The sequence below is a fragment of the Caballeronia sp. AZ1_KS37 genome (assembly GCF_023631165.1).
GTDB classification, from domain to species: Bacteria; Pseudomonadota; Gammaproteobacteria; order Burkholderiales; family Burkholderiaceae; genus Caballeronia; species Caballeronia zhejiangensis.
On the sequence record NZ_JALQDP010000043.1, the window covers coordinates 308,773 to 334,199 of the forward strand.

General features: G+C 59.2%; 29 protein-coding genes. 18 read left to right on the plus strand and 11 right to left on the minus strand.

Going from position 1 to position 25,427, the window contains the following annotated elements:
• Nucleotides 1-67: 67 nt before the first annotated feature.
• From NCS00_RS30575 to NCS00_RS30590, 4 genes are all read right to left on the minus strand, one after another.
• A complete protein-coding gene (locus NCS00_RS30575) occupies nt 68-766 on the minus strand; it encodes a DUF7673 family protein (RefSeq protein ID WP_250441961.1) in 699 nt (232 codons plus the stop codon).
• A gap of 319 nt (nt 767-1,085) precedes the next feature.
• Nucleotides 1,086-1,334, minus strand: a complete 249-nt coding sequence (locus tag NCS00_RS30580) for a hypothetical protein (RefSeq protein ID WP_250441963.1) — start codon at nt 1,332-1,334, stop codon at nt 1,086-1,088.
• A complete protein-coding gene (locus NCS00_RS30585) occupies nt 1,335-4,454 on the minus strand; it encodes an SNF2-related protein (protein WP_250441965.1) in 3,120 nt (1,039 codons plus the stop codon).
• A gap of 63 nt (nt 4,455-4,517) precedes the next feature.
• A complete protein-coding gene (locus tag NCS00_RS30590; RefSeq protein ID WP_250441966.1) occupies nt 4,518-5,312 on the minus strand; it encodes a hypothetical protein in 795 nt (264 codons plus the stop codon).
• A 426-nt stretch (nt 5,313-5,738) separates the two neighbouring features.
• Between NCS00_RS30590 and NCS00_RS30595 the strand changes: the two genes are divergently transcribed.
• From NCS00_RS30595 to NCS00_RS30630, 8 genes are all read left to right on the plus strand, one after another.
• Complete coding sequence (locus NCS00_RS30595) at nt 5,739-6,185, plus strand: hypothetical protein (protein ID WP_250441967.1); 447 nt, start codon at nt 5,739-5,741, stop codon at nt 6,183-6,185.
• 34 nt (nt 6,186-6,219) lie between these two features.
• Complete coding sequence (locus NCS00_RS30600) at nt 6,220-6,549, plus strand: hypothetical protein (RefSeq protein WP_061138273.1); 330 nt, start codon at nt 6,220-6,222, stop codon at nt 6,547-6,549.
• Nucleotides 6,533-7,744 (plus strand): DUF1173 family protein, encoded by a 1,212-nt coding sequence (locus tag NCS00_RS30605; RefSeq protein ID WP_250441969.1) that lies wholly within the window; start codon nt 6,533-6,535, stop codon nt 7,742-7,744. Before NCS00_RS30600 ends, NCS00_RS30605 begins: the two co-directional genes overlap by 17 nt.
• 54 nt (nt 7,745-7,798) lie before the next feature.
• Nucleotides 7,799-8,308: a hypothetical protein gene (locus NCS00_RS30610; RefSeq protein ID WP_250441970.1), complete on the plus strand. Its 510-nt coding sequence runs from the start codon at nt 7,799-7,801 to the stop codon at nt 8,306-8,308.
• An 8-nt stretch (nt 8,309-8,316) separates the two neighbouring features.
• Nucleotides 8,317-8,616: a hypothetical protein gene (locus NCS00_RS30615; RefSeq protein ID WP_250441971.1), complete on the plus strand. Its 300-nt coding sequence runs from the start codon at nt 8,317-8,319 to the stop codon at nt 8,614-8,616.
• 70 nt (nt 8,617-8,686) lie between these two features.
• Entirely contained in the window at nt 8,687-9,082 is a 396-nt protein-coding gene (locus NCS00_RS30620) for a DUF7682 family zinc-binding protein (protein ID WP_250441972.1), read from the plus strand.
• 49 nt (nt 9,083-9,131) lie between these two features.
• The gene (locus NCS00_RS30625; RefSeq protein ID WP_238218267.1) at nt 9,132-9,320 is read left to right on the plus strand and encodes a hypothetical protein; all 189 of its coding nucleotides are present in this window, start codon (nt 9,132-9,134) and stop codon (nt 9,318-9,320) included.
• A 100-nt stretch (nt 9,321-9,420) separates the two neighbouring features.
• The gene (locus NCS00_RS30630; RefSeq protein ID WP_250441973.1) at nt 9,421-10,086 is read left to right on the plus strand and encodes a Lar family restriction alleviation protein; all 666 of its coding nucleotides are present in this window, start codon (nt 9,421-9,423) and stop codon (nt 10,084-10,086) included.
• A 326-nt stretch (nt 10,087-10,412) separates the two neighbouring features.
• Here the strand turns inward: NCS00_RS30630 and NCS00_RS30635 are convergent, their stop codons facing one another.
• Nucleotides 10,413-11,558 (minus strand): integrase domain-containing protein, encoded by a 1,146-nt coding sequence (locus NCS00_RS30635; RefSeq protein ID WP_250441974.1) that lies wholly within the window; start codon nt 11,556-11,558, stop codon nt 10,413-10,415.
• A gap of 1,777 nt (nt 11,559-13,335) precedes the next feature.
• Between NCS00_RS30635 and NCS00_RS30640 the strand changes: the two genes are divergently transcribed.
• From NCS00_RS30640 to NCS00_RS30655, 4 genes are all read left to right on the plus strand, one after another.
• Nucleotides 13,336-14,352 carry a PRTRC system protein D gene (locus NCS00_RS30640; RefSeq protein ID WP_250441975.1) on the plus strand — a complete coding sequence of 339 codons (1,017 nt, stop codon included), beginning with the start codon at nt 13,336-13,338 and terminating at the stop codon, nt 14,350-14,352.
• Nucleotides 14,349-14,717: a hypothetical protein gene (locus tag NCS00_RS30645; RefSeq protein ID WP_250441976.1), complete on the plus strand. Its 369-nt coding sequence runs from the start codon at nt 14,349-14,351 to the stop codon at nt 14,715-14,717. Before NCS00_RS30640 ends, NCS00_RS30645 begins: the two co-directional genes overlap by 4 nt.
• Before the next feature lie 267 nt (nt 14,718-14,984).
• Nucleotides 14,985-15,137, plus strand: a complete 153-nt coding sequence (locus NCS00_RS30650) for a hypothetical protein (RefSeq protein ID WP_250441977.1) — start codon at nt 14,985-14,987, stop codon at nt 15,135-15,137.
• Nucleotides 15,127-15,360 (plus strand): hypothetical protein, encoded by a 234-nt coding sequence (locus NCS00_RS30655; RefSeq protein ID WP_062255115.1) that lies wholly within the window; start codon nt 15,127-15,129, stop codon nt 15,358-15,360. Before NCS00_RS30650 ends, NCS00_RS30655 begins: the two co-directional genes overlap by 11 nt.
• A gap of 68 nt (nt 15,361-15,428) precedes the next feature.
• On the opposite strand, the gene NCS00_RS30660 is transcribed toward NCS00_RS30655, so the two are convergent.
• From NCS00_RS30660 to NCS00_RS30685, 6 genes are all read right to left on the minus strand, one after another.
• Nucleotides 15,429-15,653 carry a hypothetical protein gene (locus NCS00_RS30660; protein ID WP_008343128.1) on the minus strand — a complete coding sequence of 75 codons (225 nt, stop codon included), beginning with the start codon at nt 15,651-15,653 and terminating at the stop codon, nt 15,429-15,431.
• Between the two features lie 109 nt (nt 15,654-15,762).
• A complete protein-coding gene (locus tag NCS00_RS30665) occupies nt 15,763-16,845 on the minus strand; it encodes a primase-helicase zinc-binding domain-containing protein (protein ID WP_250442082.1) in 1,083 nt (360 codons plus the stop codon).
• A gap of 255 nt (nt 16,846-17,100) precedes the next feature.
• Entirely contained in the window at nt 17,101-17,634 is a 534-nt protein-coding gene (ssb, locus tag NCS00_RS30670) for a single-stranded DNA-binding protein (protein ID WP_250441978.1), read from the minus strand.
• Between the two features lie 11 nt (nt 17,635-17,645).
• Nucleotides 17,646-18,428, minus strand: a complete 783-nt coding sequence (locus NCS00_RS30675) for a hypothetical protein (RefSeq protein ID WP_250441980.1) — start codon at nt 18,426-18,428, stop codon at nt 17,646-17,648.
• A gap of 10 nt (nt 18,429-18,438) precedes the next feature.
• A complete protein-coding gene (locus NCS00_RS30680) occupies nt 18,439-18,873 on the minus strand; it encodes a hypothetical protein (protein ID WP_062255929.1) in 435 nt (144 codons plus the stop codon).
• 107 nt (nt 18,874-18,980) lie between these two features.
• Complete coding sequence (locus tag NCS00_RS30685) at nt 18,981-19,280, minus strand: hypothetical protein (protein ID WP_250441982.1); 300 nt, start codon at nt 19,278-19,280, stop codon at nt 18,981-18,983.
• 386 nt (nt 19,281-19,666) lie between these two features.
• Here NCS00_RS30685 and NCS00_RS30690 point away from each other — a divergent pair, with 386 nt between their 5' ends.
• The 6 genes from NCS00_RS30690 (at nt 19,667) to NCS00_RS30715 (ending at nt 25,019) form a co-directional block, all read left to right on the plus strand.
• The gene (locus NCS00_RS30690; protein ID WP_250441983.1) at nt 19,667-20,353 is read left to right on the plus strand and encodes a nuclease-related domain-containing protein; all 687 of its coding nucleotides are present in this window, start codon (nt 19,667-19,669) and stop codon (nt 20,351-20,353) included.
• A 390-nt stretch (nt 20,354-20,743) separates the two neighbouring features.
• Nucleotides 20,744-21,985, plus strand: coding sequence for a coiled-coil domain-containing protein (locus NCS00_RS30695; RefSeq protein ID WP_250441984.1), 1,242 nt, complete (start codon nt 20,744-20,746; stop codon nt 21,983-21,985).
• Between the two features lie 67 nt (nt 21,986-22,052).
• Nucleotides 22,053-23,243 carry a FlhC family transcriptional regulator gene (locus tag NCS00_RS30700; protein ID WP_250441985.1) on the plus strand — a complete coding sequence of 397 codons (1,191 nt, stop codon included), beginning with the start codon at nt 22,053-22,055 and terminating at the stop codon, nt 23,241-23,243.
• 21 nt (nt 23,244-23,264) lie between these two features.
• Nucleotides 23,265-23,435, plus strand: coding sequence for a hypothetical protein (locus NCS00_RS30705; RefSeq protein ID WP_250441986.1), 171 nt, complete (start codon nt 23,265-23,267; stop codon nt 23,433-23,435).
• A gap of 3 nt (nt 23,436-23,438) precedes the next feature.
• Complete coding sequence (locus NCS00_RS30710; RefSeq protein WP_250441987.1) at nt 23,439-23,813, plus strand: hypothetical protein; 375 nt, start codon at nt 23,439-23,441, stop codon at nt 23,811-23,813.
• Nucleotides 23,814-24,023: 210 nt separating this feature from the next.
• On the plus strand, nt 24,024-25,019 hold the full coding sequence (locus tag NCS00_RS30715) for a CAP domain-containing protein (RefSeq protein WP_250441989.1): 996 nt from the start codon (nt 24,024-24,026) through the stop codon (nt 25,017-25,019).
• Nucleotides 25,020-25,427: the final 408 nt, after the last annotated feature.

Below are 25,427 nucleotides of genomic sequence, written 5' to 3' on the forward strand. Positions count from 1 at the left end.
ATAGAGCAAAGATAGCGGGTTATTTCGCGAGCTTGCTCCGCAAAAGCTCACGAATTTATGCCGTCTTTCAGAGCCAGGCGGGTCGCGGCTCATTCTCGTCCGCATCCAGCGGCTTGCCGCGCGTCCACGCGAGGCGATGTACCGCGACGATGTCCGCCGCGAGCCGCTCTGAATCGGCCGCAGATAACGCGAGGCCGACTGACCGAACGTCGTCTGCACCGACCGCGACCTTAAGGAATAGTGTGACGTCTCGATACCCGGGCGCGTCCAACTTGTTTTCGTACTGACACGAATGCACGAGGTCGTCGTCCGGCAGCGGCGTGTGCGCCGGCTCATCAGCCAGCCCCCATCGTCTGATCATCGCCAGCCAGCGCGCTTCCCCATTAGGAAAGTAACGATGCACTTCCGTCGCGTGCCGACTGTCCAGCCGCAGCACCTGCATGCAGTGCTCCAGCAAATCATCGTCGAGCCGTCGAAAGTCCGAGAGGCTGAATGGGAAGTCGTCGCCGTTGTAGAGGCCTGCCAGGAACTGGGCAGCGACGCGCGCTTGTCCGGAGCTACCTTCCGCTACGTCAAGGAGATGGGCAAGCGAATCCAAGCTCGCGTCGCGATCCTGAGCGCGTATCTCAGCCGCTCGCTGCGCGGGTGTCGTTCCGCCCGCCGCTTTAACAAGGAAGTCGTCAACGGTCTCTTGGAGTGCTTCGGCTAAGTGCGTTGGGACGGTGAAGGCGATGGATCGGCTGCGCGGTGTCGGCGAATCACTCATAGCATTGTCGTGGCGTGACCGGCGCTCGAAGTGGCGCCTGTTCGCATCATGCCATGAGTGAAAAAGTACGCCGGCAGAACGCCGGCGCCCAAGACGATCGGCGCATAACCGGGGAACACCAGACCGCGAACGGAGCGTATTGGCTTTAAGGGCCAAATGATGCGGTGCAACGAACACTCGCGCTCGCGATGGCGAAAACCTCCCGACGCGTGGCCGACCGGTCATTCGATCTCGGGTGAAGGATGAAAAAAAACCCGGCGCGGAAGCCGGGTTGTTATTAAAGGGGATGACGAGCGGCATCCGAGGATGCCGCTGTGTCCTATGCCGCTGCGCCAGTCGCGGGCAGCATAGATCGAGACAACAAAGTCGTGACTGCCCCTGCCAGCGTCCACTCGCCGAATTGCTGCTCATGGCTTTCATGGACGAGGCGGTCAAGGCACAGCACCTCGACGCCATCGACTTGTACCTTGCCGAGGACGTTCGCCAGCACCGCGCGATTGGAGCCTTCACGTTTAACCGTGACGACGCCCTCCCCGACCACGACATACACGTTCGAGTCTTTCGGCATTTACGCTGCCTCCTTCAAAAGTTTGCGCATGTCACCGGAGGTTTCCGCCGATAGCAATGCAAGGTCGTCGACAAAGCGATCCAGCAGGGAGTCCATATGCAAGAACGTCTCGTCCTCCAGTTCCGGCGTCGCCCAGTCCAGCCCCGCCTGAGTCGCGTCACGTTTGTGTGCGACCATCTGGTCCTGATACTCGTCGATGCTGCCGGGCAGGTGGAAATACAGCACCTTCAACACGCCCTTCCGATTCCAGCGCAGCGCGCGACGCATCGCCTGATACTCGATGCGCCACGTCCACGACCGGTCGTAGAAGAGGATGTAGTCGGCGTTCGGCAAGTTATAGCCCGCGCGGCCCGATGCCTTGGTTGCCATCAGCCCGGTTGCCAGTCCGCCCAAGAAGCGCTTGTCCTTATCGGCCACGCGACGCTTGATCGGGATCTCGCCATGAAACGGGACTGTCTGCACACCATGCGCATCCAGCTCGCGCGCCAGAAGATCGAGCACGTCGGGGTTCTCGGCAAACACGATTGCTTGCTTGCCTTCCGCCGCGATCGCCTTCATACGGGCCACGATCGCGCGTTGCTTGCTCGTCAGCCCACCGATGTACTCCACGCCCTCCATCCCGAACTGCGGGTAGTTGGCGGAGAAGTGAACAGCACGGATACGAGCGAGGATCGTCACCAGGTTGCACGCCTTCTTGTCATCGCGGGATGAGCGATACCAATCGGCGAACTCGTCAGCAGCGCGCAGGTACGCGGCCAAATGCCCGCGATCCCAGTCGACCGTTTCCACCTCAAATTCGGGTGGCTCGATCTGGATGTAACGCGAGACTTCAGGCTCTGCGACCAGCCGCCGCTTGATGTGCGGCGCAAGCATCGCCCGGTACAGATGCAAATTGCCGATCTTCGGCACCTCGCGTTTCGCCCCATCCTGCAGGCTCTCCGCGAACTGCCACGTCACCCACTCCAGCACCACGAAGTCATCCCTGAATCGATCGACGCCGCGCATCGCGTACTCCACCGAATTGATCCAGTTCTGCTCGAGATAACCGACGCGGTAGCCGTAGGGCTGTGCTGCCGTTCCATCACCACCGGAGAACGCAATCAACCCGAACGCGTCTCTGGGGTAGTTCGGGATCGGACTTCCCGTCAAAACGAACCGTCGCCGCGCCGAAAGCTGCCAGAGCGCGCGGCTCTGATCGCTAGTCGGATTGGCGAGGCGCTCGCCTTCGTCGGCCACCAGCAGTCCGATCCGACGACGCAGCCGGTGCGCATAGGTCAGCCGCGACGAAGCCGCCTTGTCGACCGGCATGCGCAGGCGCTCATACGCGATGAGGTTGATTCGCCGAAGGTCGTCAAGATCTGCTGCCGACTCGATCACCTTCACCTGATCGGCCGAGATCGGCAACTGAGCAATCTCCTTCAACATCTCCTCGATGAGCCGGGACTCAACAACGATGAGACCGTGCTTTACGCCCGAGACAAGGATCAGCGCCAACGCGAGCCGGGACTTGCCGCAGCCCTGCTCCCACGCAACGACGCAACCGGTCGGCTTCAACAGCGTTTCGACCAGATCATCGACCTGAAACTCCCAATCGAGCCACTGATCGACGCCGAGCGCCTTCACGCGCGAGCGCAGCGCCGCGGCTTGGTCAGGAAAGCGCGTGCACAGACCTTCGTGCACCACCTCCCATTCCTCGCTGACGTTCTCGACCGCGAACCGCGCATTGAGCTCGTCGACCGACAGGTGATACCAGACGCCATGCAGCGCGTATCGGTACCGTCCGTCGGCTTCGCGGTCGAACTGGACTTCGTCGCCCGCCTTGATGAGCGGACTGGCCCAGCGGGTCGCATCGACCTTGTGGGTCTCTTTCGCGATGCCCGACACCTGATCTCGCGATCCAGCGCCAGTTGTCCACGCCACGTGCCGCAGCGGTATCGCCTGTCGTACGCTGCGACGCATGCGTCTGCTGAAGTGCTCCATGAAGCCGGGCGCGAGTTGCGGCTCGCCACCGACGCTGCGGATTCGAACAAGCAACTGACCAAAGGCCGCAACCGGATTGTCTTGCACAAGATACGTTTCCATATCCAGCAAGCCTTGGCCTGAGTAACGAAAGCCACGCGGCAGGCGGTGGCCGTCGCGCGAGTAGATGCGCTTCACGAGAACCGCGTTGAGCACCATCGCTTCGTTGAAGCCGCAGGCGAACGACAAGCGAATCCGCCGGCCATCGTGCGAGACCTTGACCGACTTGTCGCCCGTCACAGCACGCGTGATGAACGGCACGCTGTCATCGAGCTTCTGCAATCGCAACCTCGCCTCCCCGAATGACCGATCTTCGAAGTGAAGACCAAGATCCGGGCCAGGCATGGCTAGATCCTCGACCACCGCGCGCACGAAGTCCGAGGGACGATCGCGGTAGCGGTCGAACACCACTACCGCTGTCCGCACGTTCGCGCCTTCGAGCTTGAACGCGTCCGCCGGCAGTTCAAACAAGCCCGCTGAGCGGCGTTTCAAACGTTCGCCTTGCTCGCCCGCGACCATCGACTCAGCGGTCGTGAGCGGCAGGAGCGCGACGACGATATTCGCCGCCTCAAGCGCCTGGTGCACGGCGTAGTCGTGGCTCAACGCGCTGGTGTGCGCGCCGTACCGGCCCCACGTGGTGCATTCCAGCGTCTGCAGGTGCGGCGACTCCAGATGGATCGAGAACGGCGGATTGATGATCGCGATGTCGAAGCGCGCCGGATGGATATCCTCCATGCCAGCTTGCCGAAACTCGCAATCAAACCCCGCGTCCTCGAACACCTTTTGGCATTGCTGGATGACATCGGCGTGGACGTCGACGCCGTACACGGCATGGCGTTCCGGGTCCGCGTACTGAAGCAGCCGGCCCGAGCCGACCGAGTTATCCAGGACCCGAATAAGCCGATTGACCTCCCAGCCGCTGACGAAGCTCCACATGAACGCCGCAATGGCGTCCGGCGTGAAGAACTGCCCGAGGTGCTGACGGCGCGCCGCGGCCAGCTCGCCCTGATGGGCGATGGACGGCGCCTGCGAACCCAAACTTCTGATCGCACGCAACGGCTCATACCAGTCGCGCTCGAATGAAAACAGATCTCTCTGCATGAATTGCCTCTAGAAAAAATAAGACCCGCCGAAGCGGGTCGAAAGGATGGAACGGTGGACGCCTTAGTACCGGTCGCGCGAGGCGAGGTACTTGGCGCCGAACTCACTAATGAAGAGGGACAACGCGTCGCCCACGTCGTGAGCGAACTTGAACTGCCATTTGTCGTTGAACAGCACGATCTCCAGCCCCGTGAACGACAGCTTCTCGCGAGTGGAGAACGTCAGTCGATGGACGCTGAAGTTGCGCAGTTGCATCGCCAGCGCGCCGAACTGATGCTTCTTCGCGAAGGTCGCCAAGCCGTCGAAGGTTGTGGCAACCGCCTGCTGAGAGGAGTAATAGACCTCGCGTTGCCCCTTCGAATGGAAGCACGACTGCGAGGTGACGCGCTTTTCGAGAATCACCGCACTGCTGGTGCGCTTGATCTCGGTATCGGGCTTCAGCCAGAAGCCGTCGATGATGGCCTTGGCTGCCTGCTCGAACGCAACGCGCTCGCCAGCTTCACCGCCGAACGTCCGCTCGAGGTGTTGCCAGAAGCCGTCCAAGTCAGGGATCTTGTCTTTCCTCAGATCCTCTTCGATATCGAGGCCGCATCGGTCGAGTTCGCGACTCTGGTCGATCTCGATTCTGCCGCCGGCGGGCGCGAACTTGCGGCTTGCCTCCATCACAAGCCGGGACAGCACCCTACGACAGAACGTGTTGAGCTCGCGTTCGACCTTGTATTCGCTGCGCACTTCCATCGCCGAATACTCGGTCAGCCCGTCTGCGAAGACATCGCGCTCCGCCTGAACGACAGCGTGATATGCCACGGCTGCTGCCGCTTGGGCCGTCTTGAACTGCTCGATCAATTGCGTGTACATGCGTTGCTCCAAGAAATCAGCAGGCGCACGCCCGCAAAGGGGACATGCCCCTGCGGGTTGAGAAAGGATATTGATTGCGCGGCGAGCTTGCTTAGCGCCGCATCGTCGATGCGCTAGAAGCGCGGGTGATAGTGCAACAGTACATGCACGAGGCTCCGCCGCTGACACGAAAGGCGATCTTTTCATGGTGCCTTTCGTGCTCAGGCTCGGAAACCTTATCCACAGTTTCTGTGGCTAACCTTGGGGATAACCTCAGCCGCCGCCCGCCGTTGGCGATACATCTACGGTTGGCGGAAAACGCGCAAGCGCGCGCAGCCACCTCAAAAGGCGCAACTATTTCGGTCCCTTTCGCCGGTCCGCCGCTGGCTTGCTGAGATCAGAATTTCGAGGTGCACGCGCGTGCGTGTAATCCCTTCGAGCACGTCCATGAAAGTAAGTCACATTGCGACCATCGCGTTCCTTAGTGCCTCAGCCATCGGCATGACCGGAGCGGTCAGCGTTGTCGCGCGCCAGTTCACGATCGAACGCTCAGCCGTTCAGGTCGTCGTTGATACAAGCATCGCCGCACGACTTCAGGGCTTGTCCGACGCGATGGAACACGTCCCGGCCGCTGGCCGTCCGTTGCTGCTGTCGAAATACGGCTTCAGGGACGAGACGGCGCTTGCTGCAGCCCTAGCAGCGCAGCGACGTGATCTCGACTCAGCAGAGAGACTGCGCGCGGCAGAGCTCGCTGCCAACGAAAAACGATTAGCAGCTTTGCTGGCGGCATGCGCCTTCAGTGCGATCGTCGCCATCATGGGGGCCGTTGCGCTCTACGACGCGCACGTGGCTCGCGGCCGAGTCACGCGCGAAGCCAATGCAATTGCCGCCTAGCGCCGTGCGACCAATCTCGCCTTATCAAACCAAGATGAATCTGATCGTTGTTAGCTTCGAGGACTTCACGAAGGACCCCGCCGGCGCGCGTGCTGACTCTGTACCGTCTCCGGGCTTCCCCGACAGCTGGATCGACGCGCTGGTCGGAACCGGCTCCGTCTTTTCGCGCGACGAAGCCGCGCCCGGCGCTGTAAAGACGATCGGCCTTCGCTTTCCGAGCGGCGAGCACGCCGAGCAGTTTTGCCTGAGCGTACGCAAAGTGGCCAATCTCCTCGGGACCCGCGCACACATCCACAAGGTTCCTGCCAATCAGGTGGACCTCACACTGAGCGAGGCCTCAAGACATCGTGCAAGTGTCATTTGACGGACTCACCGTCGCACTCGAAGACGTTCAAGACAATCCGGCGCGGTACGCACGCCAGCTCGAACGCGCAAAGAAGTCACCGGGCTATGCTGTATGCCGCTGCCAGGAGCGCGTCGCGGGCAGACTCTTGCGCCTCGTGGTGCGACGCTACGGCGCGCTTTTTCATCTCGCAAGATGGCCTGATGACGGGCCAAACCACGACGAGCTCTCATGTCCGTTCTATGCCGCGGCGCCCATCAAAGATGGAAGAACGCCCGACGCCCTCAGTGCGATTCAGCAAACGCCCGCAGGGCTGAACGTCAAGCTCGACGCCTCGCTATCTGTTCGAACGGTCGAACGGTCAATACGCGCTGAAGGCGGCTCCTCGCTCACCACCACAACTCGCCGCGCCGCGCCGCTCTTTGGGTTTCTTCAACGCGTTTGGCTCGAGGCCGGTTTGCACGTCTGGCAAGGAGGTTCTACGCGCGGTTGGGGTCAGTGCAACGCACAGCTCGTGGCCGCTCTTGGCGATGGCAAGCTTAACGGCAAACCTATCCACGAGGTCTTGCATGTCATGCGTCGACACGACGAGAGCCAAGCGCAATCCATTGTCGCCGAGTTCAATGCGTTTCTAGACGAGATTACGACGACACCCCAGGCATCTCAACGCCGATTGGTGCTCGGCGAACTCCGCGGCGTGGTGGCCTCGAAGTACGGGTTCGTCGTCACGCTACGCCAAACGAAGCGCACATTCTTCGCATCGACGCCCGTCATCGAGTCGGCCGCCGCGTCGTTTAGGTCCGCCTGGGCGATGACGGGGAACGCTAGCGCGCGCGTCGTGATTCTCGCCTTGGTCGAACGGACAAGGGACGGAAATCTTCGGATCATCGACGTTGCGCTGCAACTGTGCAGCAGCAGTTTCGTTCCCTGCGATTCGAGCTATGAGGTGGAGATGGCCAACCGGCTCGTTGCCGAGCGCCGACGTTTCGTCAAGCCTTTGAGGCTCGAGGCCGGCGACGTCATGCTGCCCGACTTTCAACTGACCGATACCCGACAGCCGACGGCGATCGAAATTTATGGGATGCAAGGCAATGAGCAATACCTCGCCCGCAAGAAAGAGAAACAGGCGCTGTACGCGCGCGACGCAAAGCCGTGCGTTGAGTGGATACCGCCGGCAGACCTCGCGTCAGTACGGCTTCCTAAACCGTTGACTTGACGGTTGCTCCTTCTAGGATACTTTGAGCGCATCCGTAACTGCTGAGCAAATGATATGGCCTCGAACTCGTTCTTTTTGAATCGGGCGGTCGCGCGTAACGCCGACTGGCAAGTGAATTACCCCGCGCTCGCGATGGCGAGCACCATCGACGCCGTCGACGAACGACGCAAGCAGATCGTCGTTGCCGCTGCGGACGAAACGTCCCTGCGCGCGGTGTTCTTCAGTTCCCTCGGTGCAATACTCGACTTCCAGGCAACTTGGGACGAACTCGAGCGGTCAGGCAAGGGATGGCTCGCTTTCACCATACGCTGGAACCGATGGTGGTTGCCCAACGTTGATCACGTTAAATGGCTAGAACAGCACGCATTCGCGCCAACGGACCTTCGCTTCGCGAATCGAGACGAGGGGATCGCTGCGGGTGATACCGCGTCTTTTCGCAAATACCTGGATGTCGTTGAACTCCACTATCGCCGCGATCCAGCCATCTCCAGCGCCCTGTTCGCGCCCAACGCCATTGCAGCCGTCGAGGCTTCCACAATCAATACGGCCATGCGTCACTCATAAGACCATCGATGCGCAAGGTCATTCCCTTCGGCAAGCGAGCCGTCGCTCCTAACACGCGCCGCGATGTTAAGGCCAAGTGTGCACACCGAAATCTTCGGCTCGTCGAACATAGCGATAGCGTCACGTGCGCCGTTTGTCACGTCACGCTCAGTCCGTTTTGGGCGCTGTCGATGCTGTCCGAGCAGTATGCATTTGCTATGGCTCACATCGACCGGCTTAAATCCCGAATCGAGCTCGCCGACGCTCGGATCCTAGAGTTATCGCGGGAACTCGATGCGATGTTGCCGGGTGAAAAGAAGCCGGAATAAGTCGTCTACCGACACTTGACCAGCCGTCGAACAGTGGTGCAATAGATCACCAACGACTCGGGAATGCACCATGAAACGAACCTTCGAATGCGGTCACAGCGGCAAGGGCAAATACTGCCACGCGTGCGCGGCTGAAGAGAAGCAGAAGGCTGAGCGCCGTCTCGCGCTCGAAGAGAAGCGCGCTGCGAAGCGAGTCTCGACCACCGACGATCCGATCGACCTCTCCATGGTGCGACACCTCTCGGCCGTACAACGAGAGGCAAGAGATCTGCTCGCAAAGGTCAGTAGCGGCGTCCATCCGTTTTCACTCGACGGAAAGTTCATTAAGTCCTCGGCCGGCAAGCTGGTTTCCGTGCCAGTTGGCCGATCCTATCGCCTGCTCTTTGACGGCCCATCGCTCGCACCGCTACGCCTGGTCAGTCACGAAGACTACAATGGGATTGCGGCGAACCGCATAGCGGCATGACGTCCCTCGACTGACGCTTTCGCCGTTTCCTCTCAAGGAGGTACTCGCGATGAAGGTCCGTCCGAATCTGGCGTTGAGAACCGCGATCAACGCACTACGCGACATCGTCGAAAGCGAGCGCATGCCGAACGGCATCCCGCTAACCCACGATGAACTCGAATTGCATCGACTGTCTGCCGATGAACTCGAAAGGCAACTGGTGGCACTGAAAAATCTAGTGGGCCGGCTGGAAAGGTGACTTGCGGCGAGCGCGCTCGGGCGCCATCACGCGGGTAGCTATAATTAACGGCGGCTTACAAAACTAGAACCGCCGGCGAGCCGGCGACAGGACAGGCGCCATGACTGACGAACTTTTTCCCTGCGATCATTGCGGCGGAAAGTGGGCTTTCGGATTCTCCCAGCGATTGGTCGGCCGCCCGTCGGCTCCTGAGCGCGACTTCGCTCGCCTCGGCAACAGCCTGGCGCCCCCGATGCAAGACATGGAGCCGCGTTCACCGTATGACGTCCCTTACGAGAAGGTCTGCTGCATTTTCTGCGAGGAATGTGGGATGCAGACGCCATGGATCCCGATCGGTAACGACCGCTACGCTGCACTGGATAAGGCGGGCGAGATTTGGAATGCTCGGATGCGGCGGCCGAAAGCCACCGAGGGCGATCTGCTTCAGCTCGTAAGAAAAGAAGTTAGCGCAGTCGACGATGCTTACCTGATCGACCTCCTCTCGAGGAACGAAGAGGACTGGGAGAAACGCGGGCCCATTTTCCAGATGCTCGCCAAGAAAATTGCCGACAGCAAAATCACAATGAGCGAGTTCTGGCCAGTCGACACGGTCCTCCGCGATGCGGCGCGATATAGAAAGCTCCAGCAGCTAGCGAAGCGCATATACATTGACGGAATCGCTTCGGTTCAGTTTCCCCGGATTCCGGCGACAGGCGGTGACGAAGGCAACTTTGAGAACAGCGTCAACGAGGCGGTCGATGACCTCCCCGACCGCAACCGCTGGTGACTTGACTTCATTCGGTTCCGATCATACTGAAGGGACCTACAAACTAGACACGGCAAACAAGGACCGAATATGTCGCCCATCCAGTACATCGTCGCCGCCTACAGGCTCCGCAACAAACTTGCACCGCAGCTTTTGACCCTCCTCGCCCTCGCCGTGATCCTGACGTATCACGCAATGACAAGTCCGCAGTTAAGCTGGCTCCTAGACTGAAACGCGAAAGTGACGCTCTCCGGAGAGCGTCCCACTCAAACAGCGCTCATGATCAAGCGGTTGAATTTGAACGAAAAAAGCTCTGTTACAAAACGTGCCGAATATTCACACCCCCCTTATTCGGCACGCTTTTCGCATTGTAAAATGCGGTACAGGCCCGTTCTGGAGATACCGAGAGCGGCGGCAGCAGCCTTCTTCTCGCCGTTGTTAGCGGCGAGCGCCTCGTAGACCTGCTCGATCGTCACCTTCGGCGCTTTCAGCTTCTTTTGAACGAAATAGCTCGACAGGTAAGCACCCGCCTTTTGCTTGCGGCTGTGGCCGGCCGCCTCGACCACCGCTTGCATTGCTTCATTGTGGGTCAGTTTGTCCGCCCTTTCGTCGCTTCCTTTGATTGGCGCTGCAACACCCGCGTATCGCGCAAACATCTGTTGCAGGTACTCGTGCCTGAGGCCATGGCAGGTAACGCCGAGACCGGATTTTGTCACACCGTGTCGCTTGAGGACCGTGTAGAAGTGGTCCTTCCATTGGATCTTGGTATAGCCATCCGGAATCGTTGATCCGGTAGTGCTGTTGACGTAACTTGCCGCCTCTCGCAGAACATCGAGCTTGAAGTCGATTGGGACGGTGCGTCCTCGACCTCCCTTCGTGCCGTGAACCACATTAAGCCGACCGTCCTTGCGGACCGCGTCTATTGGCCTCAGCAGGAAGCTTTCCTCGACCCGCAGCCCGAATGCTGACTGCAACTTCATCTGCACGGCGACCACCGGATCGGTCTTCGCGATGCCGTCGATGATTGATGCAGCATCAATGCCGTTGCCTTCCCACGATTTGTCCTCCGTCGCAACATAGGACCGGTGAAAGTCGTGCTCGTCCCGATCGATATAGTCCGATAGCTTTCTGACGAGATTGGGCTTGCCGATCCACTGTGCGAACGCGCGGAAATACGTCAACTTGTTTTCGATCGTCCCTGGGCTCTGGCCTTTCTTGTGCCATAGCGTGACGAGGAACTCGATGTGCTTCTCCTTGAGAGCATACGGCGACTGGAGCGCGAATCCGTTTTCGCGCAGCTCGACGAACGACCGGCAAAGCTTGCGCAGGCGATAGTCCTGCGTCTTGACCGACAGCGGCTTGCTGCTGATTCGCGTACGACTGTGGACGCGATTCACATTGGCGGTGAACAGCACGTCGAGCGCCGATTTGAAATCGGCACGTAACCCCGGGTAGTCCGCCAGAATCCCTTTCACGTAGACAGTCACCGTCACCTTTCAATCCCCCTTTTTGTTCAGCTTTTCGCGCGCCGCTAGGTACATGTTCCGGCCTCTCTCAAACGCGGTTGCAAACTCGCCGTTTAGCGCGGCGCCGTAAAGCAGCGATTCGCTCGGCGGCCACGATCCGGCGGCCCAGCCAGCAATGGCCGCGTGTCGCAACGCTCTTCGCCTCGAACGTGCATCGTCAAATCCGTACCTCGCAGCAAGTCGCCACATCGACCACGCGACCTCGGCTTCGAACATATGGTCTATGCCCGTGAACATCCTTTTGTACCGCCCGCCCTGCCTGTAACCCGTCTCCGTAAGGGACCGAATTGCGTTCGCTCGCCGGGCTTCAGCGTTGTCCGGGGCAACATGCGGGATCACGGAGCTCGAGGCCGCTCGCCTGCAGGAGTTCCGTAGAACTAGGCTCCTCCGCGCAGTCGCTGGTATGAATTGCCGCGATGACATCAAAGTCCAATCCTGCCTCTAACGCCGGGTCGCAGAGAACGCACGCAATTGTTTGATGGCTTCAGCACTGCCTTGTCCTCTTGTGAAAACCAATTCGACGACCGTGCGCTGTCTTTGCGCGGTGCGCCGCCGTTTTCTGCCGCGCCGAATGCCCCGGGAGCCTATCCCCGAGTGCTGTCTGCGTTGCACGCTGCGTATCCCCGCCGGGTCCTGCCTTCCTGTCCTTTAGCGATTCCATTCGATAGCCCCGCACGTGGAAGAGACGTGCATCGACCGTCCGTATTGCTGCGTGCTGCCAGTCTCACGCTTCGCGTGGTGACCGCCACTGACTAACTGCCGGTGCCAATCAACGCGGGCCCGCTTCGCGGCACCTCTCGTCGTTGAGTGTTTTTCCCCGCCGCTGTCAGCAGTCCAATCGCGCGCTTTTCGCTGCGCGACTCGGCTGTGCCGCTGCTACGGCTACCGCGCCGGCCAGAGCACGCTCTCGCGCGCCCGTGTGCCCCGTCTTTCGACAGCACGACCTTGGCCATTTGCTCGGTAATCGTTATGCGCTGTTTGTTCTCCGGTTGCGCCGACCGTTCGTCTTCCGTACAGAGATAAGCCCGCCTTCCGTGGCTCGCTCATCCCCCATCCCAAAGCGCGTTCAATCGGCCGCGGTGTGTCGGGCCTCATGCAACGTACCCAGCGTCGTGTGCTGTAGGGATGCGTCCATCGTCGTTGAGGTACTCAGCAGCAGCGACCGGAACCGTGTCCGTGTCCACTCCCAAGCCGTCTCAACTCGAAGATTCGGGCAAAACCGCCCGCAAACCCAATGGATATCGCGTGTCCAGCGTCCTCAACTTGGGTCGCTTTGAACTTGATTAGATTCAGAAAAAGGCCGCTTCATTTTGCGGCCGTGACAGAGGGGGTTTTCGCTAGGCAAAGCGGTCCCCTCGATGATCCTTTTCAGGAGAGTCGATGCGCATGCGCGCGGTTGGTAAGTAGAAGAATATCGGCACCGTGACCACACGCAACATCAAAAGCCGCTTAAATGTAGCGAGCTTTTGCTTCCTTGACATTGCGGCGTTCCAGATAGATTAGGTCCGTCAGCAACAGCCTTGGCCCCTAGTGGGTGCCGGTAGGTTCCCTAACAAGACTTGCCGCTCAGTGTGCGTCACGGCTTGGCCCCAACGAGGGTCAACCAGGGACCAAACAGGGGACTTATGAGCAGCTTCATCCTTCCGGATGCTGCTCTTGGCCTGTGTAGCGGCCACGCCGGGTCCGGCCAGGGGCCAGGGACCGATTGTTGTCGACGGACTATTTCAACTCTGGAGAGAGAATCATGAAAACACAGGTTTTTGCAGTTGATGTTGGTTACGGCAATACTAAATGCGCGTTTCGTATGGGCTCCGACCTCGCGACGATGATGTTTCCTTCGCTTGCCCCCCTTCGCGTCAGCGAGGCGGTCTCGAGTTTTGCCAACGGTGTGCTGTCCGATCGCAAAGTGGCTGCCATTGAAATCGATGGAACAGTGTATGAAGTCGGTCCCGGCGTTGAGAGATCGTCAGCTTATGGGAACGCAGGCCGGACGCTGTCCGAGGACTTCTGCACAACGCCGAACTACGCCGCGCTGCTTTACGGCGCCCTTCACTTCGCCGGCGTGACGGAAGTCGAACGTCTAGTTCTGGGCTTACCAGTTCATAGCATCGGCAAGTACGCCGACTCCGTGCGCGACGCGTTTAGCGGCACGCTGACATTTGGTGAGCACAAAGTGCGTATCGGCAGCGTGAAAGTCATCCCGCAGCCTCTCGGTTCGCTTGTCTCTTTTTCCGAGTACGGCGGCGATGAGTTCGACCGGGAAAATGAGCATATCGTCATTGACGTTGGCTATTTCACAACCGACTGGGTGGTCGCAAACGGCTTCACGATGAACGACGCGCGCAGCGGCGGGGTTCCGGGCGGTGCATCCCAAGTCTATAAGCGCATTGCGTCGTTGATCAGCGAAGCGCGGGGCGAGATCGTCACCGATATCGAGAAACTCGATAAGTGCCTCCGGATGAAGAAGCCTTTCCTTTTCTATAACCAGGAGATGGATCTCGAACCGTACGTGGAAAAGTCTCAAGCAGTCGTCCGGAGCACGGTCAAAGCGATCCAAGAAAAAGTTGGCGCAACCGGCACCGTTCGGTCCATCGTCCTGAGCGGCGGCGGTGCAGCTCTTTACGAGTCGGCAGTTCGGGAAGCGTTTCCAAAGAATCGGGTTCAGTTGATGGATGCGCCGTGCTTTGCGAACGCGAAGGGCTTTCTGATCATCGGCGAATCGACGCTAGCGCGTGAGCGTAAGCTCGGGGTGGCAGCATGACAAGAAAGATGCTGATCAAGGTGACGGTGGACGAGGCTCTCTACCCTGAGCTATATCAGCGTCTGGATGAACTTAATCCACGATTGCGCGCGGCCGTGCTCCGATCACTTGCGAGCGACACAGCACGGGCCGTGATCGGCGGGCGCGAGTTCGTCGGTGCCGGTAAACGCGAACGGTTGCCAGCCTATGCGGAACAGCCGGTCGAAGCGCTCTCGGCTCCGAAAGTCTCTGCTCTTCCTGCATCGTCCATCTCGACTGTTGCGGCGCATTCGGCAGCACCTTCTCGCGCAGCTGATCAAGATTTGCCGGCACAGCTTGATCGTTTCAACTACGATGAGATCGGCGATCAGTTTTCTAATTTCTAGCTGCCTGTCGCCCGGCACCGGTCACCGCTTTTATCGTAAATATCGCGTCTCCCCGACTGCCCCGCAGTCGGGTTCGCGCCCAGCTGAAGAACTTAGAAACTTCATCTAAGCCAACGAGCGGTCCGGATCAAGCGACTTGCTCGCAACATGGTGACAGTATCGCTACCCGGCTAACTCGCGCTGTGGCTTGACTTCGGCGCTCTGATGGCAAGATGAGTTCTAAGTGCAGCCGATGCACATCCTGATCAACGACCAATGAGACGCTTTATGGACATTCTCAATAACCTGACGCAACTGGACTGGACGCGCGGTGTGCGCATGTGGATTCTCGTGGCCGCCGCGCTGGCTGCTTGCGAGGCGGCTTATTTGTTTCATCGCGCTCTGTTCCGCCAAGTCAACGGAGCCGATGATGTACGCTAAATTCATGGCACTGCCTTTTTTTGCGCGACGCCTCATCATCGCTATGGCGTCTCTCTTCGTGATGTGGGTCTGTGCCTATCTGCCAAAGAGCGGGTTGACTCAAGTGCTGATCGGCTCAGGCGCGTTCATTATTTTTTGGGCAACCGGCCTCCTCGTGCCTTTCCTCAAGGTCACGTTTTTCGTCCTGAGGTGGCGTTTGTGGTACGTCGTGCGCTACAAGTAGCCTCTGAATCGCAAGCCACAAATAGAAAAGCCCCGACCAATGGTCGGGGCTTTCGTCTTCAGGGGTTTTTAATGCAGCAGAGATACACCTTGTGCGCTCGCCTGTCGACGAATGCAGTAAAACCAAGCAGTGTCCAGCGTGACGCCTTGTTTCTCCAGTCGGGCATGACCGCCTCGCTTCCGGTCGATAACGTCATAGGCTTCCGCCTGCGACTTCCCTACCCTGACAGAGCCGTTCTCGACACCGGAAGTTGCCACGATTTCATACCGGCCAACAATCATGCTAAAGCTCATTTCCTTTTCTCCATTGGAAAAGCTCGGGCGGATTGCGGCCCCGGCGGGGACGAATCCCCACCGGGCAAGAAGTTACTGTTAGCGGCCAGACGGCCGCAGAGTCAAACAATCAAACGTGCAGTGCTTCACGTTCGTCGCGGCGCACCACCATTGCTACGGCAGGGCGACGTGCTGCCTGTGATGCACACCACTCGTCGGCAAAATCGGTTTCCCGCTTTTTAGGCCGGTGAACCATAGCCGTGTAGCCTTCAGCTCGCAGCCGCTTCGCCAGCTTCAATGCAGCATCGACGCCTGGCGATTTGCCGGTGCGGGGATCGACCGCATCGAAGTCCGCGAAGATATGAACGACGCGGATTCCGAGGCCGTCCGGCACAACGAAATCGGCGAGAAGGATTCGATTCAGGCAATACCAGACCGGCACACCGAAGAGCATGTGCGCGGCATACGCCGTCTCAAGACCTTCCGCGACGCCAATTTCACCGTCGACCGGATCCATCAGCCGGACTGCGCCGCCGTTGAGCTTATGCAGCGTCACGTCGTTCAGCTTGGCCGGAAGGATCTCGCCATCGTTAGTGACGATCGACGCTTTCGCCGGTTTCGAGCGTTCAAGGAAGGTGCGGTGCAGCGTTCCGAGCCGGCCGTCCGGCAACGTGAAGCGAGCAAGGATGCCCGGCCACTGACCGATGACCTTCTTCTCGTGCCGGTAATCGAGCATCGCCATGCGCAGCGCTGCGGAAGGCGCCACCGTCAAACCCGGCACCCGTTCGCGCAGGTATCGCGGAACGAGGCCATCGGTCCCGACCAGCGTCGCGCGATCCCACATTGAGTCGAGACGCTTGCGCGCCCACTCGGGGTCGACCTTTCGGCCAGGCGCCGGGGCCGCCGGTTGCGCTCGGTTTTGCCGTGCATCGGCCAGACTGCCGCCTTCAAGTTCGATCATGAGTTCGCGGAAAGTCATTCCCGCGGACTTGCAGATGAGCTCGAAGCCGTCGCCGGCTTTTTGGTCGCCGTCGTTGCACTTGCGGCAGACCCAGTCGCCGCGGCCACGGTTGTTGTCGTAGGTGAAGCGGTCGTTTCCGCCGCAGATGGGACAGGGTGCGCCCTTCCCGGTCAGTGAGCTTACGGGCACTCCATACTTCTGGAGCAACGCAATCCACTGTTCCGGGGACAGCTTGATGTCCTTCACATTCATTGTCACTCCAGTTGTGGTGTGGTTGAGGTCGATGCCTGAACAGGCGGTGAAACCGTGCTCAAAAAAACCGTCCGCCTCGCGCCAGGCGAGCACGGCGGGCGGCTTTTTTCAGCAGGGGGAGCGAAAGGTGGGTGTAGCGACGAATGAGGTCGTGTCGCGTAGGACAGAGACGCTTCGCGGCTTCGCCGACCGTTTCCGGTTCGGCGAAGCAACGAAGGTGAGAAGAAACAGGAAGCGAGGTGAGCCGTTACGGGATCAGATCGCAGCCCACTCGCGGCCCATCAGATGCGGCCTGAAGGGTATGTCGTCGTCATCCGCGAAGCCGCCTCCTCCACCATACGACGTCGATTGCGGTTCGCGACTCGCCGGCGCAGGGTTGCTCGATCGCGGCTGCTGCGGGCGTTCTTGACGTGCCGGGCGTTGGCTCTCGAAGCCGTCATTGGATGAACCCGTAGAGCGGCCGCCGAGCATTTGCATCTGGTCTGCGACGATTTCCGTCGAGTACCGCTCCTGCCCGGCTTGGTCCGTGTACTTGCGCGTGCGGATTCTGCCTTCGATGTACACCGACGAGCCCTTCTTCAGATACTCATTGACGATCTCAGCCAGCCGACCGAAGAACGACACTCGATGCCATTCGGTCTGCTCCTTCATTTCGCCCGAGGCCTTGTCTTTATAGCGATCGGTCGTTGCGAGTCGGATATTGGCGACCGCATCGCCGCTCGGCAGGTAGCGCGTCTCAGGATCAGCCCCGAGGTTGCCGACGAGGATGACTTTGTTTACTGATGCCATAACTAACTCCCTTAAGATTTTTTGGAAATAGACCAAAGCCACTTGTCCCACAGCACTTGCTCGCCGCTGGCGTCTAGCTTAGGTCGCCCACGTCCATCGACTGCTGGCACTTTGGTTTTGCCGATCCGCTTGACTTCAACGCGGTCACCGATGCGACAGGCCGACTCTGCGATTGCGTCACGGAGGCCCTCGCCTTGGAGAACGTGCGTCTCGCCGCGATGCTCGAGCGTCACGCAAAACGATTCATACGTCTTGCCAGGGCGCTTGCCATCGGGGAATCGTTTCTCCCCCCACTCTCTCAAGACCCCGTACCTCGCGCGCTCGGTCCGCCGATGTGACGACTCAGCGGGTCGAGGGGGCGCTGTCACGACGGCGTCCGTAACTTCTGGCCGTGGTCGCGCGTCGCTGACATTGACTGGTCGAACGGGTTTGGCGTCGAGCGAAGGCGTGTCTTGCGCATGAGCGCCCTTGAGTGCAGCCGCAATGGCGTCGGTCAACGTGCCCTTGTACTCGTGCAGCACTTCCCAGTGCGGCGCGAGCGCCGGTATCAGCTTCATGCCGACAGCCGTTGGTCGCAGCTCGTAGTCGAACGCCGGACGAAACTGCACGACGACTCCACCTTCATCGCGGAACAACATCGGTTGTCCTGCGATGGCGATGTGCCGTTCGTTGGCACTGCCCTTACCGACCTCGATCGGGGATGAATGGCTTGTGGGATTGTCGCTGCGACGCTGCGGCTGTGGCGTCACTCCGAAAAGCGTCCCGATCAGCCGGCCGAATGTTGATGTGCTCATCGTCGGCCTCCTATACCAGCGTGCCGAAGCACTCGCGACGCACTTCTTCCATGTCGCGCTTGAGCAGCGGGTTGCTCAGGATGACGTCTTGCAAGAACTCGGGATCGACGCCGTTGATCTGGCAGACGAACCGATACGGCAGCGCCCCGCTCCAGAACTCCATAACCCAGCCGAGCGTTGCTCGGTAGTCTTCGAGTTCCATCTTCTTTCTGTTTCTGAGTCGCTCGCTGAACAGTACAGCGCAGTCCATCAACGACTCGGGCATGTTGTCGCCGCGTCTGCTGTCTGTCGCAAGACTGATCAACGCGTCGACCATTTTGTCTTTTACCGCCTCGCTCCACAAATGCGGATCGGGCAGAGGATCAGGCTTGGCTCGGGCACGCGTGATCGGCGCTGGAGGAGCGTCGAACATGTCCAGTTGCCATGCTGCTACTTCTGCTTGCATGGGAATCTCCGATAAACGGGAACCCATGCCCGCAACGGGATGGTTTCCCGTTGGGGTGAGGGGTCAAGACCGCCCGCGCGGGCAGTCTTGACATTCAGGCGTAGCGACTAGTCGTCGGTGCCTGTCTTAAGTGGAACGACCACTGCGGACTTGGCGTACTGACGTTTGATGGGCGTGACGTTGACCTCGGCGGTAGCCGGAGCGGCAACGGCGTGCGCTGGCGCCTTCGAATCCTCAGCTTTCTCCTCTTTCAGCGCCGCCTTGATGGATCTCTTGATCCATACAGCGACGGTGGCAGAAACAAACAAAAAGGCGAAGAACGAGTGCGCAGCAAGCCACAACGCAAAGCAAACAGCGACCAACCAGCCGGGCGATTTCATCGCCTTCATAACCAACTGCTTCGGCATTTTTCTCTCCAGAAAAAGACGCACTAGGGGATGTCCAGCCAGTACAGCGCTGGATGGTTTTCGATGCTCGGGTGAGCGGGGAAAAACGGGCGCGCGGAGAGACGCTTTCGTCACGGCTCGATGAAGGCGTGGCGGAAGCAACTCACTGCGGATGAAAGAAGAGATCGCAAGCGCGCGCACTCATGCTCAGCGGCGGCTTGGGTCGATGCGTTGGTGACGCGGGGATAACAGGCAATTTACGCGTGGGCCGCGAGCGCGTGCGCGCGAAAGCTCCCAATTTCACACCGCCTTTCGATTTTCGGCTTGGAACGTGGCAGCGCCGCGGTGCTCCCTTGACTTCCATTTGCCCTTGGCATGCTAGTTACATGCTCAACAGGAGGCAGCGAATGTTCTTCGAAATGCTTGTCGCAGTCGGCGGCTATCACGTATTCAAAGCCATCAAGCGGCGGAGCCGATCAGGTCCGCGCAGCGCCCATCGCGCAAAACTCTCGTCGGACGATATCGGTGCGGCCGGCGAGGCTCTGGCTCAAGCAAAGCTTCGAACGACCCTCAGGTGGCTGTGCGGCGATAACTTCTACCTGCACGAAGGGACGTTGCTTATAGAACATGCTCCCGGGACTGCGTTCCCTACCGCAGAGATCGATCACCTCGCGATCACGCCGTTCGGCATCTTCGTTTTCGAAACAAAGAATTGGTCCGGCCGCATCGCGCCGTCGAATTTCCCCGCGATGCTGACACGTATTGCGCCCAACGGAAAGGCGGACGAGCGCCGCTCGCCTATCGAACAAAACCGCAGCAAGATCCGTTTCCTCCGAGAGCAGCTTCCTGCGATATGGCCGATCACTGGCGCGGGTCTCTTCGTCTCCCCAGAAGTCGTCCTCCATCCGGAACTATCGACCGATCTATTGGCACTGGACGACCTCCCCCACTGGTTGCGTTCGAAGCGTGCGGAGCACACCGGCAGATCGGCGGTGGACGTCGCCAAGGCCCGCGAAGCGGTGCTGATGTATGCGGACACCTCGACCGGAGGTTTCATGGCGCACAAGGTTCGTGCGCAGAGCCATTACCGGTAATGACGAAAAGTTTCAAGCGCTAACCTTAGGTAATTGCTTCCACGTAAAAGCTTAAGACCCTTAAGTGTTTCAAAAATGAACCGTTAATCGTTTGCAGACGTGCCGAAAAACCCTGTCTTTCGCTTTCGGAAGGCAAAAGACGGGGTAAAAACGGCGTCTTTTGATGCCGAGCGGGCTCAGGAGGCCCGTTACGATCGCTTACATCTGTGAGAAAGAACGCCCTCAGTCGGCAAAGCTTGCATCGGACGACAACTGCCACTGTGGCGAGTCAATGCGCTCACCCGCGAATGCGGCTAGTTGTGTACCGACACCATTTTCTTATGCGCGAGCGAAGTCCTCGCGGGGTTTGAACACAGCGCGCGGGGGCGCTGCAAAATCTGGAGAGAAGTTATGGCCTCAAGTAGTGACGATTCTAAGAAGAACCTGCAACTGCGGAAAACGGAACTTCACGATCCGTTAGACGACATTTTTGGCCCAGTTTCGGCCGGCGGTGTCGAACGCTCGAAGATCGAAACGGTTGCCCGGCAGCTTTTCGGAGACGGCCCCGAGTTCACCGATCTGATCGCTCAGCTCGTCGAGAACATGGTGACGATCGCGGAGGCGAGACAGCGAGTTTCAACCGACCTCAAAACGATAGGCGGCCTGTTGATCAACTCCATGCACCTGATTAAAAACGCGATGCTCACGACGTCGGGCAACAAGACAACTGCCCTGCGACGTGCCGCGACGTTGGGATATTCCTTCTTCGACATGGCTCTCGGCGTGAAAATGCACGCAGCCCGCAAGTACATGCGTTGCTATGAGGCGTTTCTTGACAACACCGAGGCTATCCGCGTATTCAACGTCGGCGAACTGGACATCCTCGCATCCGACCACGTGACCGACGAGCAGGTGGCGGCCATTCTTGCGGCGAAGCAGGCCAACGAGCATATGACCCGCGAAGACATTCGCAAAATGCTGGCGACGCTGCAGAAGCAGGAAGAGGCACTTGCTGACCGAAAAGCAGAGCTGGACAACTACGAGGCGCTGCTCGAGGACAGCAAAACCGCTCAGCGGGTCGCGGAGGACGAAGCCAACCGGCTTCAGCAACAGCTCGACGCCACTGCGAAACTGATCGCGGAAAAAGAGGCCCAGCTCCAGCGCATGGACAGCTATTACACCGGTCGGCAGGCGGGCCTAGCCAACCTTGAGAAGGACCTTGCGGACAAGGACAAGGAAATTGCAAGGCTGAACGAGGAAAGAAACGCGCTGCTCAACCGGAAGCCGGAAGTCCAGATCAAGGAAGTTGAGACGACTCCCGCTGGATATAAGAGCATTTCCGAATCACTCGAAAAGCGCAACGCTGAACTCAAACAGCTAGAAGAGCAGCTTGTCGAGAGGCGCGCCGAGTTGGAGCGACTTGAGGCCGACAGGAAGAAAGAGGCCGGCGCCATTGAGGCTGCAAATCGCGTTCAAGCAGCGATGCAAGAAGCGCTATCTGCTTTTGAGCAATTCGCGGGCAAGCTCACGCTGGCTCAGGTGGCGGTTCAGGCTTCCGATGGACTTGGGCAGCACGAACCGTTGGTCCAAACGCTGGCCGCGATGATGCGCAAGCACCTCAGCGAGATTGAGACGGGTTTGCGAAAGCTGTAAGACGTACCTGCCATAAAGATAAGGCGGACGCGATGGGGTCGCATCCGCCAGCAAAAATACAAATAATATGTCGATCACCACACTTGATGCCGTTGAGACCAACATTGCCCTTCGGCAGTATCTCGCTGAGAAGATACAAAGGACCAACTTTTCGCTGACCGCGGTTATCCATAAGGTCCTCGCCCGGTACAGCAGCGCCGAAGCATTTTTTGGCGTCTCGTTCGACAACATGGAAACGTTCAAGGCGCACGCCGTACCGATGGCCAAGCTTATGAACATGCCGTTCCTAGCTCTGTCGCCGGCGCTGCAGGATCCTCGCGACTGGGCGACGTTTGTCGACGGGATAATGTTTTCGACTGCAGTGTCGAAGCTGTCCTCAGCGATGCCCTTCGTCGACGACGTGACGGCGCGGGATATTTTTCACTACAACTGCGCCTATGTTTCGCTGCTCAAAGACGTGCTGCACCAGAGCGTGCTCGCAGCGCCGCTTCTAGGTATCTCGTTCGAGTTAGCTGAATACTTGATGGGCTTGCCAATCGGACGGCTGGAAGCAGCGATCGGCGGAATCCGCTTCCCACTGTATAGATGGCGGTTCGACGACGAGCGCTTCTGGCGACAATACGGCGCTGACTCGCTTACCGAAGAGGCCGTCGCTCACTATGTCATGCGCACGTCGAACCTTAAGCCGAGCGGACTACCTTTCAAGAATCTCTGGTCCGACCTGCGGCTCGACCGCGCTAGACGCGAGATCTACGCGAGATTGTTGATGACCCAGGGTTGTCGCGCTTCCACCGCCACAAACCTGTTTGGCGTGACTTCGGCGATCACTCGAAATACTTATCGAGAGATCCACGGGGTCAGCTCGCCATGTGGAAATAGTGCAAGCTCGTTGACGTGGTATGTCGAGCGTCCCACGCATCGACTCCAGGCAACCATGCTCGTATGGCTCTATCGATGTGCTCTGAAAAACGGAGCGAACATTCCGGAAGCGCTGATCGCCTCCAACGACGTTCTCGACAAGATGTTCGGTAGTCGGCTCGCCGTTTCTGCTGACCGCGCGAACCATCTCACCCGCTCCATGGCGATCGATTCGAGGTTGAATGTCGCGCCGTGCAGAACTTGCTCGACGGAATACATTTTGGCGAACGACGAAGGGAAGATCGAATTGGCGAAGGACTTCATTTGTCCCGGTTGCACTGGCGATCTGAAGCCGCGCTTGACCGAGCCAAAGAGCAAAGGTCGCAAGGCCAAGAAATAGTCACAGATAAAGGAGTTGTTGATGCCGCATGAATTCAACGTCGAGGCCGGCCTAGTGGTCTTCTCCCGCGACGGCCACCCTCAGTTCGGCTGGCTCGACTTAGTGACCGGCGAGTATCACGCCGAGTCCGACGGACGCTGCATCACCGATGCAATAGGTGCGATCGAGTTCCAATCGGACGTGATGCACTGACTCATGCAGGACTTCGCTTACCTCTTTCCAGACAGCGTCGCCGCGTGGCTCGAAGGCCGCGGCGACGCGCGATTCCAACGGTACGAGAGGCACTACCGCTCAGACCGCGCAACGGCGCAGTCTCAGGAAGCATTCGACCTTGAGCAAAGCAACGTTCGCTTTGCGCAAAGGTTCGGCTCCGGCAGGCGACAGTTCGCGGCTGTGTCGAAAAGCAAAGCATTCGGCGCGCTCGCGACTTTTCTCATTCTCCTTTGGGGCGGCACCGCACTCCTCTCTTCAGTCGGCGCGACACAGCCCGTCGCCGTCGCTGCGGTGCTAGGCGTCGTTTTCGTCGCCTTGAGGGTGAAGAGCTTCCGCGCTCGCGGGCAGAAGCGATAGCAAACGGTTGCGATCAAACAACGGTGAGGAATTTCGAAGCCTTACCGGGTATTACAATGCCTGCGCCGCCGTTTGGCCAACGGCAATTTGCCAACGAGGAAAGCGGTTTCGCGGCGGACTTCCGAGTCGCCTTGACTTCGAACACCGCTCGATAAGATGAAAGTAAGCAGATCGCGGGGGCGACTGCAATAACTAGATCGGAAACAACAAATGACGATTCAGAACAACTTCAAACTCTCGATGGCCGCGATCGCTGCATCGCTTTTGGTCGCGGCTTGCGGCGGTGGCGGTGGCGGCGGCAGCGATGCATCGCCCGCGGCCCCCGCAAGCGGTGCCAGCACGCCCGCGACTCCGACGAGTCCGGCCAATTTGACGACGCCTCAGTACCCCAGCGACAGCTTCCATCTCGCCGCATTCAATCTGCTCAACAAGCAGAGGCAGCAATGTGGATTCCCGGCGCTTCAGGAAAACACGGCGCTTGATCAAGCAGACGCAGCCCACGCGCAGTACCAAGCGACGAACAACACTGTTTCCGATTGGGAGACGGCGGGTGCGCCAGGGTTCACGGGTGCCTCCTACGCTGATCGAGCCGCACACTTCGGCTACACGGCGACCACAAGTGTCGGCGGCGTATCGGGCGGTATCTACACCAACGCGACGTGGACCGAAGCACAGTACGGAGAGCAAGCCATCTATGCGCTGATTTCGGGCGTTTATCACAGCTTCATTGCCGTTGCGCCGATGACCACCATCGGGATCGGCAAGGTCGCAACGACCTACAACGGCTTCCCGCAAGAGTGGTACTCGATGTCGTTGGCCAAATATCAAGGCGGCATGACGAACGCGCCGTTGACGTTCCCGTGTCAAGGGACTACTGGCGTTGCATACTCTTCCCTCGGAGAAATGCCGACGCCGCCTGCGACGTCCGGCCATTGGGGTACGCCGGTCGCAGTTGCGGGCAATCCGACCGATGTCATTGTCATGCAGACCGGTTCGATGACTGATTCATCGGGACACGTCATCAGCCTTCAGGTGCTCGACTCGGCCAAAGACCCGAACAAGATTTTGGCGCCGTATATGGGTGTTGCGTATCCGACCACGCCGTTGTCGCCTAACTCGTCGTATACGGTTTCCATCAACGGTACGATCAACGGAACGGCGTTCTCGCGTACTTTCACGTTCACCACCGGTAACGTGATTGGCTAATGAATAACGGGAACACTGAACCGCCGGCCGATGGCTTGGCGGCTTTTTTTCGCTGTCGTTAGAGAGGAACGCCCCGCGAATTGTAGCGGGGCGTTTCTGCTTTACGTGCTTCTCAGGCGCGCCGCACCCGGCTCAATGTTGGAGGCCACAACCGTTTTGCGGCATCACATAGGCCGCGCCCATCGAGATGCGAATCACGCTGTTTGTTCCCGGATCAACCCAGCATACCGCGCGATAATAGTTCCCGCTGCCGCTGCAAGTCGGGTAAGCCGGGCCGGCCCAGTTAATCGAATATCCGTTACCTGTATCGTAACTCGCCCAGTACGGCATAGCGTTGGCGGGAACGCCCGAATTTTGACGTATGATGGCCCAATTCGTAGCTCCCGAGCCGTAATCTGCCGTTGCATC

Coding starts and splice junctions, on each gene's coding strand:
- NCS00_RS30685 (WP_250441982.1), bottom strand. CDS start 19,280: ATGCCGAAGCAGTTGGTTATGAAGGCGATGAAATCGCCCGGCTGGTTG.
- NCS00_RS30615 (WP_250441971.1), top strand. CDS start 8,317: ATGCGCAAGGTCATTCCCTTCGGCAAGCGAGCCGTCGCTCCTAACACG.
- NCS00_RS30620 (WP_250441972.1), top strand. CDS start 8,687: ATGAAACGAACCTTCGAATGCGGTCACAGCGGCAAGGGCAAATACTGC.
- NCS00_RS30665 (WP_250442082.1), bottom strand. CDS start 16,845: ATGAATGTGAAGGACATCAAGCTGTCCCCGGAACAGTGGATTGCGTTG.
- NCS00_RS30610 (WP_250441970.1), top strand. CDS start 7,799: ATGGCCTCGAACTCGTTCTTTTTGAATCGGGCGGTCGCGCGTAACGCC.
- NCS00_RS30655 (WP_062255115.1), top strand. CDS start 15,127: ATGTACGCTAAATTCATGGCACTGCCTTTTTTTGCGCGACGCCTCATC.
- NCS00_RS30700 (WP_250441985.1), top strand. CDS start 22,053: ATGTCGATCACCACACTTGATGCCGTTGAGACCAACATTGCCCTTCGG.
- NCS00_RS30600 (WP_061138273.1), top strand. CDS start 6,220: ATGAATCTGATCGTTGTTAGCTTCGAGGACTTCACGAAGGACCCCGCC.
- NCS00_RS30650 (WP_250441977.1), top strand. CDS start 14,985: ATGGACATTCTCAATAACCTGACGCAACTGGACTGGACGCGCGGTGTG.
- NCS00_RS30590 (WP_250441966.1), bottom strand. CDS start 5,312: ATGTACACGCAATTGATCGAGCAGTTCAAGACGGCCCAAGCGGCAGCA.
- NCS00_RS30640 (WP_250441975.1), top strand. CDS start 13,336: ATGAAAACACAGGTTTTTGCAGTTGATGTTGGTTACGGCAATACTAAA.
- NCS00_RS30675 (WP_250441980.1), bottom strand. CDS start 18,428: ATGAGCACATCAACATTCGGCCGGCTGATCGGGACGCTTTTCGGAGTG.
- NCS00_RS30710 (WP_250441987.1), top strand. CDS start 23,439: ATGCAGGACTTCGCTTACCTCTTTCCAGACAGCGTCGCCGCGTGGCTC.
- NCS00_RS30660 (WP_008343128.1), bottom strand. CDS start 15,653: ATGAGCTTTAGCATGATTGTTGGCCGGTATGAAATCGTGGCAACTTCC.
- NCS00_RS30580 (WP_250441963.1), bottom strand. CDS start 1,334: ATGCCGAAAGACTCGAACGTGTATGTCGTGGTCGGGGAGGGCGTCGTC.
- NCS00_RS30680 (WP_062255929.1), bottom strand. CDS start 18,873: ATGCAAGCAGAAGTAGCAGCATGGCAACTGGACATGTTCGACGCTCCT.
- NCS00_RS30705 (WP_250441986.1), top strand. CDS start 23,265: ATGCCGCATGAATTCAACGTCGAGGCCGGCCTAGTGGTCTTCTCCCGC.
- NCS00_RS30715 (WP_250441989.1), top strand. CDS start 24,024: ATGACGATTCAGAACAACTTCAAACTCTCGATGGCCGCGATCGCTGCA.
- ssb (WP_250441978.1), bottom strand. CDS start 17,634: ATGGCATCAGTAAACAAAGTCATCCTCGTCGGCAACCTCGGGGCTGAT.
- NCS00_RS30575 (WP_250441961.1), bottom strand. CDS start 766: ATGAGTGATTCGCCGACACCGCGCAGCCGATCCATCGCCTTCACCGTC.
- NCS00_RS30695 (WP_250441984.1), top strand. CDS start 20,744: ATGGCCTCAAGTAGTGACGATTCTAAGAAGAACCTGCAACTGCGGAAA.
- NCS00_RS30625 (WP_238218267.1), top strand. CDS start 9,132: ATGAAGGTCCGTCCGAATCTGGCGTTGAGAACCGCGATCAACGCACTA.
- NCS00_RS30595 (WP_250441967.1), top strand. CDS start 5,739: ATGAAAGTAAGTCACATTGCGACCATCGCGTTCCTTAGTGCCTCAGCC.
- NCS00_RS30690 (WP_250441983.1), top strand. CDS start 19,667: ATGTTCTTCGAAATGCTTGTCGCAGTCGGCGGCTATCACGTATTCAAA.
- NCS00_RS30630 (WP_250441973.1), top strand. CDS start 9,421: ATGACTGACGAACTTTTTCCCTGCGATCATTGCGGCGGAAAGTGGGCT.
- NCS00_RS30585 (WP_250441965.1), bottom strand. CDS start 4,454: ATGCAGAGAGATCTGTTTTCATTCGAGCGCGACTGGTATGAGCCGTTG.
- NCS00_RS30645 (WP_250441976.1), top strand. CDS start 14,349: ATGACAAGAAAGATGCTGATCAAGGTGACGGTGGACGAGGCTCTCTAC.